The sequence below is a fragment of the Peribacillus sp. TE19612 genome, assembly GCF_056279465.1.
In genome coordinates, this window is sequence record NZ_JBWCCL010000020.1 from 1 (window position 1) to 14976 (window position 14976).

13 protein-coding genes, 9 tRNA genes and 2 rRNA genes are annotated in these 14976 nt (G+C 40.7%); 21 read left to right on the plus strand and 3 right to left on the minus strand.

All coding sequences use genetic code 11. The features are described from left to right. From ACZ9AO_RS23985 to rocF, 12 genes are all read left to right on the plus strand, one after another. Nucleotides 1–89: ribosomal RNA gene (locus tag ACZ9AO_RS23985) — 23S ribosomal RNA — on the plus strand; the annotation flags it as partial. A 74-nt stretch (nt 90–163) separates the two neighbouring features. Then, nucleotides 164–279, plus strand: a 5S ribosomal RNA gene (gene rrf, locus ACZ9AO_RS23990). A gap of 44 nt (nt 280–323) precedes the next feature. Further along, nucleotides 324–398: transfer RNA gene (locus tag ACZ9AO_RS23995), tRNA-Asn, on the plus strand. Between the two features lie 3 nt (nt 399–401). Next, nucleotides 402–474 (plus strand) — tRNA-Thr (locus ACZ9AO_RS24000). A 32-nt stretch (nt 475–506) separates the two neighbouring features. Continuing rightward, nucleotides 507–581: transfer RNA gene (locus ACZ9AO_RS24005), tRNA-Glu, on the plus strand. 17 nt (nt 582–598) lie between these two features. Next, a tRNA-Val gene (locus ACZ9AO_RS24010) sits at nt 599–674 on the plus strand. Nucleotides 675–689: 15 nt separating this feature from the next. Next, a tRNA-Thr gene (locus ACZ9AO_RS24015) sits at nt 690–765 on the plus strand. An 18-nt stretch (nt 766–783) separates the two neighbouring features. Further along, nucleotides 784–867, plus strand: a tRNA-Tyr gene (locus ACZ9AO_RS24020). A gap of 110 nt (nt 868–977) precedes the next feature. After that, nucleotides 978–1052 (plus strand) — tRNA-Gln (locus tag ACZ9AO_RS24025). Nucleotides 1053–1055: 3 nt separating this feature from the next. Continuing rightward, nucleotides 1056–1127: transfer RNA gene (locus ACZ9AO_RS24030), tRNA-Gly, on the plus strand. A gap of 21 nt (nt 1128–1148) precedes the next feature. Next, nucleotides 1149–1224: transfer RNA gene (locus ACZ9AO_RS24035), tRNA-Ala, on the plus strand. A 207-nt stretch (nt 1225–1431) separates the two neighbouring features. Next, complete coding sequence (gene rocF / locus ACZ9AO_RS24040; protein ID WP_057276360.1) at nt 1432–2334, plus strand: arginase; 903 nt, start codon at nt 1432–1434, stop codon at nt 2332–2334. Between the two features lie 137 nt (nt 2335–2471). Here rocF and ACZ9AO_RS24045 read toward each other — a convergent pair whose 3' ends face one another. After that, nucleotides 2472–2657 carry an aspartyl-phosphate phosphatase Spo0E family protein gene (locus tag ACZ9AO_RS24045; RefSeq protein ID WP_048685725.1) on the minus strand — a complete coding sequence of 62 codons (186 nt, stop codon included), beginning with the start codon at nt 2655–2657 and terminating at the stop codon, nt 2472–2474. 172 nt (nt 2658–2829) lie between these two features. Between ACZ9AO_RS24045 and sigW the strand changes: the two genes are divergently transcribed. From sigW to ACZ9AO_RS24080, 7 genes are all read left to right on the plus strand, one after another. Continuing rightward, nucleotides 2830–3393 carry an RNA polymerase sigma factor SigW gene (gene sigW, locus ACZ9AO_RS24050; protein ID WP_048685727.1) on the plus strand — a complete coding sequence of 188 codons (564 nt, stop codon included), beginning with the start codon at nt 2830–2832 and terminating at the stop codon, nt 3391–3393. Between the two features lie 16 nt (nt 3394–3409). Further along, on the plus strand, nt 3410–4033 hold the full coding sequence (locus ACZ9AO_RS24055; protein WP_048685729.1) for an anti-sigma factor family protein: 624 nt from the start codon (nt 3410–3412) through the stop codon (nt 4031–4033). Nucleotides 4034–4253: 220 nt separating this feature from the next. Beyond that, on the plus strand, nt 4254–5078 hold the full coding sequence (cdaA, locus tag ACZ9AO_RS24060; RefSeq protein WP_034304935.1) for a diadenylate cyclase CdaA: 825 nt from the start codon (nt 4254–4256) through the stop codon (nt 5076–5078). Then, nucleotides 5071–6438 (plus strand): CdaR family protein, encoded by a 1368-nt coding sequence (locus tag ACZ9AO_RS24065; protein ID WP_476110839.1) that lies wholly within the window; start codon nt 5071–5073, stop codon nt 6436–6438. The genes cdaA and ACZ9AO_RS24065 overlap by 8 nt, the downstream gene beginning before the upstream one ends. Before the next feature lie 56 nt (nt 6439–6494). Beyond that, nucleotides 6495–7844, plus strand: coding sequence for a phosphoglucosamine mutase (glmM, locus tag ACZ9AO_RS24070; RefSeq protein WP_034304929.1), 1350 nt, complete (start codon nt 6495–6497; stop codon nt 7842–7844). 465 nt (nt 7845–8309) lie between these two features. Continuing rightward, complete coding sequence (glmS, locus tag ACZ9AO_RS24075) at nt 8310–10112, plus strand: glutamine--fructose-6-phosphate transaminase (isomerizing) (RefSeq protein ID WP_476110841.1); 1803 nt, start codon at nt 8310–8312, stop codon at nt 10110–10112. A gap of 243 nt (nt 10113–10355) precedes the next feature. Further along, on the plus strand, nt 10356–10727 hold the full coding sequence (locus ACZ9AO_RS24080; RefSeq protein ID WP_476110843.1) for an iron chaperone: 372 nt from the start codon (nt 10356–10358) through the stop codon (nt 10725–10727). A 46-nt stretch (nt 10728–10773) separates the two neighbouring features. Here the strand turns inward: ACZ9AO_RS24080 and ACZ9AO_RS24085 are convergent, their stop codons facing one another. Both ACZ9AO_RS24085 and ACZ9AO_RS24090 read right to left on the minus strand, forming a co-directional pair. Continuing rightward, the gene (locus tag ACZ9AO_RS24085) at nt 10774–11118 is read right to left on the minus strand and encodes an ATP-binding protein (protein ID WP_476110874.1); all 345 of its coding nucleotides are present in this window, start codon (nt 11116–11118) and stop codon (nt 10774–10776) included. Between the two features lie 178 nt (nt 11119–11296). Further along, nucleotides 11297–12757 carry a helix-turn-helix domain-containing protein gene (locus tag ACZ9AO_RS24090; RefSeq protein ID WP_476110845.1) on the minus strand — a complete coding sequence of 487 codons (1461 nt, stop codon included), beginning with the start codon at nt 12755–12757 and terminating at the stop codon, nt 11297–11299. Between the two features lie 1225 nt (nt 12758–13982). Here ACZ9AO_RS24090 and ACZ9AO_RS24095 point away from each other — a divergent pair. After that, complete coding sequence (locus ACZ9AO_RS24095) at nt 13983–14183, plus strand: LPXTG cell wall anchor domain-containing protein (RefSeq protein ID WP_476110876.1); 201 nt, start codon at nt 13983–13985, stop codon at nt 14181–14183. 20 nt (nt 14184–14203) lie between these two features. Further along, nucleotides 14204–14974 carry a WxL domain-containing protein gene (locus ACZ9AO_RS24100; protein ID WP_476110846.1) on the plus strand — a complete coding sequence of 257 codons (771 nt, stop codon included), beginning with the start codon at nt 14204–14206 and terminating at the stop codon, nt 14972–14974. Nucleotides 14975–14976 lie beyond the last annotated feature (2 nt).

Here is a 14976-nt window from a genome sequence, read left to right on the forward strand (position 1 = left end):
CCTGAAAGATGATCAGGTTGATAGGTCAGAGGTGGAAGCATGGTGACATGTGGAGCTGACTGATACTAATAGATCGAGGACTTAACCAACGCTTTAAAAAAATGAAATACCTTCTTCTTATTATCTAGTTTTGAAGGAATGAATTCTTCAAAAATGAATATAGTCTGGCAATGATGGCGAAGAGGTCACACCCGTTCCCATTCCGAACACGGAAGTTAAGTTCTTCAGCGCCGATGGTAGTTGGGGGTTTCCCCCTGTGAGAGTAGGACGTTGCCAGGCTGTTCATTTAAATCTTTAATGGGTTTTAGGAAACATTATATTATTCCGCAGTAGCTCAGTGGTAGAGCATTCGGCTGTTAACCGAACGGTCGTAGGTTCGAGTCCTACCTGCGGAGCCATATGCTTCCATAGCTCAGTAGGTAGAGCACTTCCATGGTAAGGAAGAGGTCAGCGGTTCGAATCCGCTTGGGAGCTTCCCGATCTATCTATGAACAAAAAAACAGTTCGGCCCGTTGGTCAAGCGGTTAAGACACCGCCCTTTCACGGCGGTAACACGGGTTCGAATCCCGTACGGGTCACCATTTTAAATCATTAATCCGGAGGATTAGCTCAGCTGGGAGAGCATCTGCCTTACAAGCAGAGGGTCGGCGGTTCGATCCCGTCATCCTCCACCATTTTATTCTTTACTTGCCGGTGTAGCTCAACTGGTAGAGCAACTGACTTGTAATCAGTAGGTTGGGGGTTCAAGTCCTCTTGCCGGCACCATTTACAACCATATATTGCGGAGGGGTAGCGAAGTGGCTAAACGCGGCGGACTGTAAATCCGCTCCTTCGGGTTCGGCAGTTCGAATCTGCCCCCCTCCACCATTTTAATAAAATCCTGTGGATCAGTTATATATTCTCTGTATTGGGGAAATATATGATTACCACCTTTTTATTTTGTTGTACATTAATCATTGCAATTGCATATTATATATTGGGCTATAGCCAAGCGGTAAGGCAACGGATTTTGATTCCGTCATGCGAAGGTTCGATCCCTTCTAGCCCAGCCATTTGCGGAAGTAGTTCAGTGGTAGAATACAACCTTGCCAAGGTTGGGGTCGCGGGTTCGAATCCCGTCTTCCGCTTAATATATTTTAAATTCCTTAGGGGCCTTAGCTCAGCTGGGAGAGCGCCTGCCTTGCACGCAGGAGGTCAGCGGTTCGATCCCGCTAGGCTCCACCATCAACTACATACACCAAAACTTACGTCTTAAGCCAAAAATGGTTTAAGACTTTTTTTTGTTTAAGGCATAGTTGGGTAAACTAATCCCCAGAAAGATATTTTTTCACAAAAAACATATGTTATCGAAAACGTGCATCTTTATACATGGAAATGTCGAGTTGAACCAATTGGCATATACGATATAAAATGGTGGAAAGGGGGAATTGTATGTCTATTCAGAAAATTTCCGTCATCGGATTGCCTATGGACCTTGGTCAAGCAAGGCGAGGGGTGGATATGGGACCTAGTGCCATCCGCTGCGCAGAGATTGTCGAGCGTCTTGAAAAGTTGAATATAGAAGTAGAGGATTTAGGGGATATAATTGTAGGGCGTCCTGAAAATGCAGATGAGCCCGGGACAAATTTAAAAAACTTACAGCTTGTAGCAAAAGGTAACACCCAGTTAGCTACAAGAGTTGATGAAATAATAGAAGAAGGTTCCTTTCCGCTTGTATTGGGAGGAGACCATTCAATAGCGATAGGCACACTGGCAGGAGTCGCAAAGCACTATGAGAATCTAGGTGTGATTTGGTACGATGCACATGGCGATTTAAATACGGAAGATACTTCACCATCAGGAAATATACACGGGATGCCCTTGGCTGTCAGTATTGGGATTGGACATCCGGACCTGATCAATATACATGGTTTTGCTCCAAAAGTGAAACCGGAAAACATCGTAATCATCGGAGCGAGGTCATTGGATGAAGGGGAAAAGGAACTTATCCGTGAGAAAGGGATTAAAGTCTTCACGATGCATGAGATCGACCGGTTGGGAATGACACGGGTCATGGAAGAATGCATTGATTATTTAAGGGAAAGAACGGATGGCGTCCACCTTTCACTGGATTTGGATGGAGTGGACCCAGCAGATGCACCCGGAGTCGGGACACCGGTAATTGGTGGTATAAGTTATCGGGAAAGTCATTTGGCCATGGAAATGCTTGCGGAATCCAACTTGATTACATCCGCTGAATTCGTTGAAGTGAATCCCATTTTAGATGAGCGAAATAAAACGGCAATCGTTGCCGTGGCCTTAATGGGTTCGCTATTTGGAGAAAAATTATTATAACTAATAATTAAAAGAAACAGTAACCGGCTTGTAATGGGTTACTGTTTTTTATATGCTAGAAGACATAGGTTTATTTACCAGGGTGTATGTAACAGAAACATATCTATAGATAAATGGTTGCAATTTTCTATCCATATTCACTTGAGAGCACGTCTGTCCATGAGATCTTCATTTTTAGTTAAATGGATGTATTGAATGATTAAAGAATCCAGTTTGCTGCTAACTTCAATAACTTCATTATCCACCATCGAAGAACGGGAAGCCAAAAACATCATTTTCTGTCTGCATTGTTCAATATGGTCTAAAATTTGTTCAGTACTCATATAGAGAATCACTCCTTTGAATTTTACAATTTCTTACTATATAGCCCTGTTTTTTTTTTCTTAAACATAAAATGTAAAACTTTGTTAAAATTAATGTATTAAATTTTTGAAACCTTTCAGCTTACGATTCGTAGTAATCGTATAGCCGCATGAGCGGGGGTAATACCGGAAAATGGATGCACTCATTAAAGAGAGAATTAATCAAGTATTAAAAGGAGACCATAATGCCTTTGGGGAAATTGTCGAAATTTACAAGGACAAAGTTTTCCAAATATGTTTCAGAATGCTCGGAAACAGGCAAGAAGCAGAAGATTTGGCTCAAGAGGCCTTTGTAAGGGCCTACGTGAACATTCGAAGTTTCAATATAACAATGAAATTTTCTACATGGTTATATCGGATTGCGACCAATCTTTGTATTGACCGGCTTCGCAAGAAAAAACCGGACTACTATCTGGATGCAGAGGTGGCAGGAACAGAGGGATTGAATATGTATTCCCAAATTGCATCGGATATGGCGAAACCCGAGGAAGAGGTTGAATCATTAGAACTGCAGGAAACCATTCAAGTGGAAATAATGAAATTGCCCGAGAAATACCGATCGGTAATCGTATTGAAGTATATTGAAGAGTTATCTCTAAAGGAAATCAGTGAGATACTCGATTTGCCGGTCGGTACGGTTAAGACGAGGATACATCGCGGTCGCGAAGCCTTGCGTAAACAACTACGCCATTTATAAAAAGAAGGTGAGAAAAATGAACTGCCATGAGGAAATCATTGAATATATGCATGATTATTTAGATGAGGACATCAAACCGGAGCATAAAGAAGTTTTACGGGAGCACTTGCATGACTGTGCTGAATGCCGGGATTACTTTCATGAAATGAAAAAGGCGGTCGCTCTTGTACAAAGCACTTCCCATATAAAGGCCCCGGATGACTTTACAGCGAAGGTTATGGCTCAATTGCCAAAGGAAACGAAAACAACAGGTGCTAAACGTTGGTTCAAAAGCCATCCTTTCATGACAGCGGCAGCGATGTTCATCATATTGATGACAGGATCTGTTTTTTCCACTTATAATCAGGACGAACATTTTTCAGTATCAAAGCAGCCTAACTTAGTGGTCGAAGGTGAAACGGTTATTGTGCCTGAGGGTGAGACAATCAAGGGAAATGTGGTAGTTCAAAATGGTAATATTCAAATAGATGGTGAAGTAGAGGGAGATGTGACAGTCATAAATGGGCATAAGTATATGTCTAAAGCAGGTAATGTGACCGGAAGCATCCATGTTATTGACCAAGCTTTTGAGTGGATGTGGTATAAAGTGAAGGACACTGCAACCTCGTTGGTTCCTGCTAAAGAGGAGAAAAAGGAATAAGGAATAGAAGCTGGGCAGGGGCATCGTTTTTGATTTACGATGACTTCGCCCAGCTTTATTTTTTTAAGGAAGGGGAACCATTTTTAATGGTTCTTTTTTCCTGTGTAAATTTCTCACACTAGTTTTTAGATGAATCATTTAAAAAATGGTATACTATTAAGGTTATTGTAAATAAAGATTGTAATTGGTATTTGGAGTAATACTGACTGGAGGAAACAACATGTCTTTAACCAATTTGACTGTTTGGGACTATGTAGTAAATTTCATTGATATTCTCCTTGTATGGTTTGTGATATATAAATTGTTAACTATTATTCGAGGCACGAAGGCTATTCAGCTGCTAAAAGGAATTTTTGTAATTGTCATTGTAAAAAGCTTAAGCAACCTGTTTGGTTTCAATACACTCGGATGGTTAATGGCACAAGTCATGAATTGGGGAGTATTGGCAATTCTCGTCATTTTTCAACCTGAACTGAGAAGGGCACTTGAACAATTAGGACGCGGGAAGCTCTTTGCAAGGGGCACCGTTCCAGAAGAGAATCAGCAAGAGCGTTTAGTCGAGGAAATCCTAAAGGCGTCCACCTATATGGCAAAAAGGCGGATTGGTGCCTTGATTACGATAGAAAAAGGTACGGAGCTGGGGGATTATGTTGAAACGGGGATACCTCTGAAATCCTATATTTCTTCAGAACTGCTCATTAATATCTTCATCCCTAATACGCCGCTCCATGATGGCGCAGTTATTTTACAAAATAACCAGGTGGCAGCTGCAGCTTGCTATTTGCCATTATCAGAGAGTCCATTCATATCAAAGGAACTTGGCACACGGCATAGGGCAGCCATAGGCATGAGTGAAGTTACGGATAGTCTGACGATCGTCGTATCAGAAGAAACGGGAGGAATATCCGTCACTAAAAACGGGGAACTTTACCGGGATTTGAATCAAGAATCATTTAGGGCCATGCTTACAAGTGAACTGGTAGTGGAAAATATCAAATCAACTTCCTCAAGCATCTTTAACTGGAGGGGGAAAAAGAATGGATAAATTCACCAATAGCGCTTGGTTTATGAGAATCGTAGCTTTTGCCTTGGCAGCACTTTTGTTCATTTCCATTAACTTTGAGATGGAGTCGGATAAAAAATCCCTTGGTTTATCGACTGCCCCTGAAATCAGTACGGAGACCATCGAAAATGTACCGGTTGAAGTGTACTATGACCGCGAGAATCTAGTGGTGAGCGGGGTGCCTGAGACAGTTGATGTTACTCTAAAGGGAGCAAAAAGCCTATTGATTAATGCGAAAAACCAAAGGGATTTTAAAGTGTATGTAGACCTTTCTGATCCTGCAATCTCAATGGGGGACAGAACTGTCACATTTAAAATAAGTGAGTTGAATGAAAAGTTAGTGGCGACGATCGATCCGGAATATGCGGAAGTCAACGTTCAGGAACGGGTGACGAAGGAATTCTCCGTTGAAGCCGAGTATAACAGCTCTTTACTTGAAGAGGGGTATACAGCTGGTCAGCCAACAGTCAGCCCGAAAACTGTTAAAATAACGGGCGCTAAAGATGCAATTGAACAAATTTCCTATGTAAAGGCAAACCTTGAAATAAGTAAGGGACTTAACGAAACGGTGAACAGTAAGGCAACCGTTAAAGCCTTGGACAGGGATTTGAATAAGCTGGATGTGACGATCGAGCCATCTTCTGTTGCCGTTTCCTTAAAAGTGAGCATTCCTTCCAAGACGGTGTCGATAGCACCGAAGCAAACTGGCAAGGCAAAGGATGGCATCAGGATCACGAGTATAAGTGTCGATCCAAAAGAGGTCACCTTATTTGGTTCGGAAACGAGCCTGGAGAAAATAGATGAAATAAATCTTCCTGTAAATATCTCGAAAATTGATGGTGATACAGAACTGGAACTCGATCTTAATAAACCGGATAGTGTACAAAAAATGTCCTTGGGTAAGGCACAGGTCAAGATTCGTACAGAAAAAGTTGATGTAGATGAAGAGAATGCAGAGCCAGTCGTGAAAGAGGAAGAACCAGAAACCGAACAAAAACAAGAAGAACAAGTAGTCGAAGAAAAACCAGAACCAGAAGAAGAAGATGAAGCGGCTGCCATTGAGTCCAAAACTTTCAACGATATACAAATAGTTCCTGTGGGCATACGGGATGACCAAGATGCCGAATTGGAATCCGATGTAACCAGCATCACTTTGCTTGGTGAGGCGGATGATTTGAAGAAAATAACTAAAGACGACATTAATCTTACAGTAGATGTGAGTAATTTAGATGAAGGTACGCATGATGTGGATCTGGCGGTAACAGTGCCTGAGGGAGTGGAATGGGAACTGGATTCTAAAACGGTTTCGGTCACCATCACACAAAAAGACGAAGAGACATGACCTTCCTTTAACATCATCATTAAATTCAGTAACGATTCGAAGAAGGAGCGATAAAGATGGGTAAATATTTTGGAACAGACGGAGTAAGGGGTATAGCGAATAGCGAGTTAACACCGGAGTTGGCATTTAAACTAGGCCGTTTTGGTGGCTACGTCCTTACTAGAAATACAGAAAAACCCAAAGTGCTTATAGGGCGCGATACTCGTATTTCAGGTGAAATGCTGGAAGGTGCGCTTGTTGCAGGTCTTTTATCCATTGGGGCTGAAGTGATGCGCCTGGGTGTCATTTCGACTCCGGGAGTAGCCTATTTAACAAAGGCCTTAAGTGCTGAAGCAGGTGTCATGATTTCCGCTTCGCATAATCCGGTAGCGGATAATGGCATTAAATTCTTTGGACCGGATGGGTTTAAGTTATCCGATGATCAAGAAGCGGAAATTGAAGCACTATTAGATAAGGAAAAGGATGAGCTTCCACGCCCGGTTGGCGGAGATTTAGGCCATTTGAACGATTATTTCGAAGGAGGGCAAAAGTATCTCCAATATTTGAAACAATCAGTGGATGAAGATTTTACAGGCATTCATGTTGCTCTTGATTGTGCACATGGGGCTACATCTGCCTTGGCCATGCATTTGTTTGCAGATCTTGATGCAGACATCTCTACAATGGGGGCATCGCCCAATGGCTTGAACATTAATGATAAGGTAGGTTCCACCCACCCTGAGGCACTTGCTGAATTCTTAAAAGAAAAAGGTGCGGATGTTGGGCTTGCATTTGACGGCGACGGAGACCGCGTCATTGCAATAGATGAAAAAGGAAATATAGTGGACGGCGACCAAATCATGTATATCTGTGCGAAATACTTGAAAGATAATAACCGTTTGAAACAGGGAACAGTGGTTTCTACGATCATGAGTAACCTTGGTTTTTATAAAGGTCTTGAAGAGCATGGTATACAAAGCGCCCAGACGGCAGTGGGGGATCGTTATGTGGTCGAGGAGATGCGTAAAGGCGGCTATAACCTTGGCGGAGAGCAATCCGGACATATCATCTTCCTGGACTATAACACGACAGGAGATGGCTTATTGACGGGCTTGCAGCTTGTGAACATCATGAGCGACACCCAAAAAACCTTATCCGAGCTCGCTGGAGAGATGAAGAAATATCCACAAACGCTGATCAATGTCAGAGTTACCGATAAACACGCTGTAACAGATAATGAAAAGGTACAGGAAGTCATCAAGGCAGTCGAAGGGGAAATGAACGGAAACGGTCGCATTTTGGTGAGACCATCCGGTACTGAACCTCTAGTCCGTGTTATGGCTGAAGCACCGACAGCTGAGGAATGCACCAATTATGTAGATCGCATCGTCGCAGTTGTAAGAGCGGAAATGGGAATGAACGAATAACTAATCCTATGCATAAAAGGAACGAAATTTCCTTTTATGCATATTTTTATAAAGAAGTCTTTTTTGTTGGTAAAGGTAATTAAGAATTGACCTATGTCCCTTGTTTAAGGTATGATTATCCTGATTTACAACTCATTTTCTAAAAATGGTTGTTCTAAAAAGGAGGGTAGGCAAGGAGAGAATGGATTCACAAAAGCGCCTGAACTAAGTCTGGACGAGAAATGACTTAGTTGACGAGGAGGAGGTTTATCGAATGATCGGCGGATACCTCCCGGCTGAAGTGCACAGCCGCAGTAATTCCAATCTTAAAACAGTAGGGCAACTTACTGCACAAAGGGTCGGAAATGCACAATGGGAAAAAGTGCTTTAGGGCATTTCCTTTATAAAAATATATATCAGAGATGAGGGGGCAGGGATGCCCCCGTGCATTCCTGTTCCCTCGAATCGGTTGGAGGAACAGAAATTATGTGTGGAATTGTTGGATATATTGGACTTAACGATGCAAAGGAAATTTTATTAAAAGGTCTTGAAAAACTTGAATACCGCGGTTATGACTCTTCAGGGATTGCTGTGCGAAATGAAGCAGGAGTGACAATCTTTAAGGAAAAGGGAAGAATCGCGGACTTACGAGCAGCCGTGGATGAAAATACTATGGCGCATACCGGAATAGGACATACGCGCTGGGCTACACATGGTGTGCCAAGCCGTGAAAATGCCCATCCTCACCAAAGTAATTCAGGTCGATTGACATTAGTTCATAATGGGGTCATTGAAAACTATGCGATTCTAAAACGTGAATATTTGAAGGATGTTGCCTTTAAAAGTGAAACGGATACGGAAGTCATCGTTCAACTCATAGAGAAGTTCGTGAACGAGGGCATGGAAGTGGAAGAGGCGTTCCGTCAAACACTCACTCTATTAGAGGGTTCGTATGCCATTGCCCTATTGGATGCTGAAAATGAAGAAACCATCTTAGTCGCCAAAAATAAAAGCCCGCTGCTGATCGGTGTCGGAAAAGACTTTAACGTTGTCGCTTCGGATGCAATGGCGATGCTGCAAGTCACAGATCAATTCCTTGAACTGATGGATAAGGAAATGGTTATCGTGACAAATGAAGAGGTAACGATCAAGAACCTTTCCAACGAAGAAGTCATGCGTGCTCCTTACACGGCTGAACTGGATGCAAGTGATATTGAAAAAGGTACGTATCCTCACTATATGCTCAAGGAAGTCGACGAGCAGCCAGCCGTAATACGTAAAATCATTCAAGCATACCAAAATGAAGAAGGTAAACTTGCAATCGACTATAACATTACTGAAGCCGTAAGTGAGGCTGACCGTATTTATATCATCGCTTGCGGAACCAGCTATCATGCAGGGTTGATTGGTAAGCAATTCATCGAAAAAATGACTGAAATTCCGGTTGAGGTCCATGTGGCATCGGAATTCACTTACAATATGCCGTTATTATCGAAAAAACCGCTATTCATCTTCATTTCACAAAGTGGTGAAACTGCAGATAGCCGTGCCGTGTTAGTGTCCATCAAAGCGCTTGGTCATAAAGCCCTGACCATCACGAACGTACCTGGCTCTACATTGTCACGTGAGGCGGATTATACGCTCTTGCTGCATGCTGGTCCTGAAATTGCCGTAGCCTCTACAAAGGCCTACACAGCCCAAGTGGCAGTCTTATCCATCTTGGCGAATGTAACTGGCCAATTCCGTAACATGGAGTACGGTTTCGACCTTGTAAAAGAGCTTGGAATCGTTGCGACGGCTATGGAAGCCCTATGTGATTCGAAAGAAGAGATGGAAGACATCGCCCGTGAATATTTGTCCGTTACAAGAAACTGCTTCTTCATTGGCCGTTCCCTTGACTACTATGTTGTGCTTGAAGGGGCCCTTAAGCTGAAGGAGATTTCATACATCCAGGCGGAAGGCTTTGCTGGCGGAGAGCTTAAACATGGAACGATCGCCTTGATTGAAGAAGGAACGCCTGTTATAGCCCTTGCTACGCAAGCGGGTGTCAACCTAAGCATCCGTGGTAATGTTAAGGAAGTGGTTGCCCGTGGCGCCAACCCTTGCATCATTTCCATGAAGGGGCTTGAAGAAGAGGATGACCGTTTCGTCATCCCGGAAGTGAATGAACTATTAACACCCCTTATCTCTGTTATCCCGCTGCAGCTCATTGCTTACTACGCAGCCTTGCACCGCGAATGTGACGTGGATAAACCGCGTAATCTTGCGAAAAGTGTAACGGTTGAGTAAGTTGGAATGAATGCAATGTAGATTATAAAAAGTTGCGAAGCTTTACCCCTTTGGCTATGATTAGCCAAAGGGGTATTTTTTATGTTTAAAACAACGAGAACCTCTCAAGTTGACAAGTGGATTAAAGAAGGCCGAGGAATCGGTGTGCAGTGTAAATAAAGTCGTTTAATACATATTGATGATATACGGATGAGGGGAAAATGACATTATTCAAAAAAAAATTCAATTTTAGGAGCGAATGACATGGAAGTTTTTGCAGAATTTTTAGAGAAGATTGATAACCCGCAACATCGGGACCGAACGGAAGAAGTTTTGGCTTGGGTAATTAACAAATATCCAAAATTAATTCCGAAAATCGCGTGGAATCAGCCTATGTTTACCGATCATGGCACATATATCATTGGCTTTAGCGTAGCCAAACATCATTTGGCTGTTGCTCCTGAAATAGCAGGGATTAATCATTTCTCTGATGAAATCGTACAGGCTGGCTATGATCACACCAAGCAGTTGGTGCGTATCAAGTGGGATCGTCCGGTCGATTACTCATTACTTGAGAGAATGATCGAGTTTAATATTTTGGATAAGGCTGACTGTTCAACTTTTTGGCGGAAATAAAAAAATCGGATTATTTAGAGTGAAATTAATTTTAATCAAACTTTAGCTAAACCAACAAATAGATTTTAAAAACAGCTGCCATTGCAGCTGTTTTTATCGAATCACGAATCTCTTCATGAAATAGGAAGCAGGATGCTAAAAGTCTTTCCCTTTGCGAGTTCACGGATATATTTCCATCATGCATATCAATGATCTTTTTCACGATGGATAGACTAATTAAGCACGCCCATGCCAGGTCAGCTTTATAAAATCGCTCGAATATGTGAAATTGGTCTTTCTCGGAAATGCCAATTCCATTATTGGAAATCTTTATGGATGCTGGATCATCAATCTGATGTAACTGAATCGTGATTTTCCTCTGATGGCGGGTGAATGTAATACTATTGTGTATTAAAAGTTGTCCATACTGATATTAATGGAGTTAATTGCAATTGAAGGACATAGTCTTCCAAGGCAAGACAGTGTTTCAGTGTAGATTACGAGTTTCTTTCTCTGTACTCCTGATTATTCCGGTGCATGATTGTGCGGATTTCCTCTCTTTAATTATAAAAGCTTGAAAAAACCGATAGTTATGGTGATTTATTCAAGCGCATTTTCTCAATACAGTCTCTAAGTCTCTCAAAATCAATTCTTTTTGGAACGGAACTCCACACAAATACTTTTGCATCATATTTTTCAATAGACATATATAAGCGATCAGTGATTATTAAATCAGGATTTTCACCTTCGTTACAGAGTTGAATATGACTGGATATCCTTTTTATTTGATTAATGATATATTCGCTTGGATTTCCTTCCAGGATTGAAAAGATTTTAATCTTGATTGGCTTGTTGTCCACTTTAAAATTAATTGTGCGCTTCAGTAATCCATGATACCTACCCAATAATCTCTCCCGATGTTTCAATATTCTCGAAAGCGTCTTTTTCTTGGCAAGTTGATCATAGAAACGATTCATTAATTCCACTTGATTAGGGGAATCCTGTTCAAAAGCTATCTTATATGGATCCTCTTTAAATAGAAAGGTAGGCCCAGCAAAAATCTGAGTATAGTAATGAAGGTATAATAGATTGGCAAACAAGGCACCATATTCTTCCGCGTCAATTTCCATCGAAAAGAATTCCATGAAAGTTTCCAACCAGTGTATGGTCGTTTGTACAAAAAGATCTTGGTTATGATGCTGGGCAAAATTCATGATTAAACTGATTTGGGGATTTTTTTTATCATAAAATTCAAAACAACTAATTACAGTAAAGGAAAACATCATTTCTATAGTGATTTGCTCTTCCGTTAAAGTTGTTAACTCTTTAAATAGAGGTTCTGCCAATCTTGAAAATGATTTAAATAAATGATGATGTTTCGTGAATGATTCATAGGTGGGATCTTCTTCAATGATAAACCCCAACTTAGCTCTAGTAATGGATATGGCCAGCCAATACAACACATGCTCAGGGATGTTTTCCCTGTCTCCTTTTAGCATCCCAAGGATTTGCTCCCTGTTGACAGATGAGAATGGCCAAACCTCGCCCCAGCATGAATTCCAATAAAACAAGTAGAAGAAATATCGAAATTGCTTTTCCGTACCATTGAAAGTCGCCATATGCTGTGTTGTATACTGTAATTTGAACTGATCTAAAAGCGGTTTAATTTTATTGATTCGTCTGTACATGGATGCATAGCTTGTATAATTCTTTTTTGAGAAGGCATGTATGTCACCAAACTTGTTATAGAATATCTGATCACACGCCTTATACGTTAAAGAATGTTCTAAATACCGTCTCTCGACCGATTTGATTGAGAAATTATCCTCTGTCTTTAAATAAAAGTTTTTATGCTCACGTTCAATGATTTCTGCTTTTGGTCCAATTTCTTTCAAGTCATGTTTTAGTTCGTCAATAAATTTTAGGATTGTCCTATCTGATGCATTTAAGCTTTTTGCGATATCAGAAATGGAACAAAATTGATTTATTGAGTGCAAGTAGATTAAAATCCGTACTTTTTGATAAACTGAACGATCTAAAAAGTTATACATCCAATCACTTCCCCTCACTCTAAAACGTTATAAAAACTCCAATCGCCTTTATGATTCTTATTACCCACTCCTTTTATACTAGAAACATCATCTTCTACAATGGCAAAATAATATAAATTTATCAATGAAACTACCTTTCATTCTTTTCATTCTTTTCATTCTTTTCATTTATTGCCACAAAAATGGAAACACCCCACTTTTTAATGACATTAAAACCATATAAAAAGCAATGAACCGTTATCTAATTTATCGGTTTTTTTTAATGTTTTCGGAAAATATGAAATGAGATTATGGTACATGGTGTAACACTTGAACTTACATATTTAGGAAATCAAACCTTCAGATCAAAGATCATGTACTGCACAATCATGCTTTTTAATCGGTTCCATTGGCTAATAGAGAAATAAAGTGCCGTACCTGATTAATGGTATCGGGATAAAAATGGTGAGTATCGTAATGTGAAGGCTTAAAAAGTGAATATTGTGCTGTAGGAAGAATTGAGTATGAACTTGAAAGGTACTCCGCCCATGGTAAGCGGTATCTTTTTTACTTGCTTGATACAGTGTTCATATATTGTACTTAACAATAACCGAATTTGAAAAAATCCGATTATTCATTCGAATATTAACGATTGAATAGTTGGCATTTTTCGAAAAATGCTTAATTAAGGTACTAAATATGAACACTTCATTCTCTTGTATATCGCGATGAACTGTAATTATTATGGGTTGTAGAAACCCTGCGGCATCATGAAAAATTTCTATAGGATAAGAGGTGGAAAATAACGGGAAGCCAAACAAACGGATAGAAGGTGGAACAACAACGGAGGATCAATAATGGGAGTTTTCTACAGGATTAGAGGTGAAAAATAAAAAATAATGGGAAGCCAAACAAACGGACAGAAGGTAGAACAACGATGGGGATCAATAATGGGAGTAAAGGTCTTATTCTTAAACAGGGTCGATAGTGGATTTTAATAACCGGCAAATCTCAGGTTTTTCCGCGATAGTCTTTTAGGACCATCTTATTTTTCAATCTAAATGGCATCATTTTTATGGAAATGGAAGAAAGCCCACCAAATGATTGAAGGAGGGTGGAATGGTGAAAAAATCAATTATATATAAGTATATTAATAGTTTTACTTGGAACAAATTTTTCAAATGTACATGCCGAATCAAGCAGTTCATATGGTTCTGACTCAAATGTAGGGTTTTATGGAGAATATATTCATAAAAAAGATTCTGACAGTAATAAATCCTCCGAATCAGGTGTATCTGAAAATGGGGCATCAAATGATGCAGGGCTTGAAAAATTACCCCAAACGGGTGATCAATCGAGCACTCAAAATATGTTTTTGGGAGCTCTAGTAATTTTGTTAGCTTTCTTTCTCTTACAAAGAAAGTCATTAAGAGTCATAGACAAATAAAAGTCATGGAGGGAAATACATTGAAAAAACGGTTGAAAGTACTTACAGGCTCGGCTTTAGCAACATCACTAATTTTAGGCGGTTCAATTGCGGCATTTGCGGCAGATGGAGGGGAGTATAATTCCTCTAGTACAGTGAAGTTCAAACCGTATACAGGAATCACGAAGCCGGTTGACCCGAATGATCCAGATAAAGAGGTTAAACCTGAAAATCCGGATGGTACGGATCCAAATCCAGGAACGAATGGTCCATTAAGTATCGACTTCGCTTCAAGTTTAGACTTTGGCGAAAATGAAATTTCAAACGTGGATCAAGTATATTATGCAGCGCCCCAGAAAGTTAACGTCACAGATGATCTAGGTGCAGTCACTCAGGAAAATAGAGCCAATTATGTTCAGATTTCGGATAATCGCGGGAGCAATGCAGGCTGGACTTTAAAAGTGAAACAGGAAGGCCAATTTGAAAACGACGCTACACTGAACCCTGTTCTGACAGGAGCTGAAATAAAATTCACTGATGGTGTGCCAGTAACAAATATGGAAAATGTAACTGCGCCTACCGTTTCCGATATCAGCTTAGATCCCTCAGGAGCCGAATCATTAGTGATGACAGCGGCTGAGAATGCTGGTGCAGGAAAATGGCTTGATGTTTTTGGGACAGTGGGAAATGTGGACGGTGAGGCTAAAAATACTGCGATTACATTATCCGTACCTGGGAGCACTCCTAAGGATGCAGTCGAATACAGTACAAAACTAACATGGGTTTTAACGGATTCACCGGCAAATAACTAAAC

What these genes read in the sequence shown, in the direction of transcription:
- rocF (WP_057276360.1), top strand. Translation starts at nt 1,432, where the DNA reads ATGTCTATTCAGAAAATTTCCGTCATCGGATTGCCTATGGACCTTGGT.
- ACZ9AO_RS24045 (WP_048685725.1), bottom strand. Translation starts at nt 2,657, where the DNA reads ATGAGTACTGAACAAATTTTAGACCATATTGAACAATGCAGACAGAAA.
- sigW (WP_048685727.1), top strand. Translation starts at nt 2,830, where the DNA reads ATGGATGCACTCATTAAAGAGAGAATTAATCAAGTATTAAAAGGAGAC.
- ACZ9AO_RS24055 (WP_048685729.1), top strand. Translation starts at nt 3,410, where the DNA reads ATGAACTGCCATGAGGAAATCATTGAATATATGCATGATTATTTAGAT.
- cdaA (WP_034304935.1), top strand. Translation starts at nt 4,254, where the DNA reads ATGTCTTTAACCAATTTGACTGTTTGGGACTATGTAGTAAATTTCATT.
- ACZ9AO_RS24065 (WP_476110839.1), top strand. Translation starts at nt 5,071, where the DNA reads ATGGATAAATTCACCAATAGCGCTTGGTTTATGAGAATCGTAGCTTTT.
- glmM (WP_034304929.1), top strand. Translation starts at nt 6,495, where the DNA reads ATGGGTAAATATTTTGGAACAGACGGAGTAAGGGGTATAGCGAATAGC.
- glmS (WP_476110841.1), top strand. Translation starts at nt 8,310, where the DNA reads ATGTGTGGAATTGTTGGATATATTGGACTTAACGATGCAAAGGAAATT.
- ACZ9AO_RS24080 (WP_476110843.1), top strand. Translation starts at nt 10,356, where the DNA reads ATGGAAGTTTTTGCAGAATTTTTAGAGAAGATTGATAACCCGCAACAT.
- ACZ9AO_RS24090 (WP_476110845.1), bottom strand. Translation starts at nt 12,757, where the DNA reads ATGTATAACTTTTTAGATCGTTCAGTTTATCAAAAAGTACGGATTTTA.